The organism is Campylobacter showae CC57C (assembly GCF_000344295.2).
GTDB lineage: Bacteria > Campylobacterota > Campylobacteria > Campylobacterales > Campylobacteraceae > Campylobacter_A > Campylobacter_A showae_B.
Map to the genome: position 1 here is coordinate 1 of NZ_AOTD01000086.1, position 549 is coordinate 549.

Annotated in this window: 1 protein-coding gene and 1 pseudogene; one reads left to right on the top strand and one right to left on the bottom strand. The window is 39.7% G+C overall.

Annotated features, from left to right (window positions below):
* Positions 1–254: pseudogene (locus H740_RS03380) on the bottom strand (TonB-dependent receptor); the annotation flags it as partial.
* A 112-nt stretch (positions 255–366) separates the two neighbouring features.
* Between H740_RS03380 and H740_RS11665 the strand changes: the two are divergent.
* Positions 367–507, top strand: coding sequence for a hypothetical protein (locus H740_RS11665; RefSeq protein WP_156318389.1), 141 nt, complete (start codon positions 367–369; stop codon positions 505–507).
* Positions 508–549: the final 42 nt, after the last annotated feature.

Genomic DNA, 549 nt, shown 5'->3' on the forward strand with positions numbered 1-549 from the left:
CCGTAAAACGTCCTGCCGTAAAATCCGCCCGCGACGTGAAATTTATCCATCGAATTATCGAGCAAATCCGTCACGAAAAAATAATCATCCCTTGGCGCGCGGTCAAATTGATTTTCCGGAAACGCGCTTTGAGCGACGTTTGGCGTATATGGCGGCGGAGGCGTAAAATCCTTTATCGGATTTATGACGTCAGGATTTGCGCCATTTGCGAGCAGCGCCGTCGCAGCCGCAGCCAGGCTGATAGCTAATCTCATTTAGTATCCTTTATGATAATTTTGATTTTTTGTATCATAATTATATAGAAAAATATTTGAAAAATTCTTGATTTTCGTTAAGATAAGATTTATAAATTTCGCGCGGCTTGGTTTGCAGACGGCGGCAAATTTGACGCTAGCGAAGTTAAATTTGATAAACGTAAATTTTAGGCAAAGAGAGAATAGCCTGAATCGATACGTCAAATTTAAAAACTCAAATTTACATTTTCAAGATGCGGGTCTCGGTTGGTGAAATTTGAAGCCGAAATTTACAAATTTGACTTCAAATTTGAAC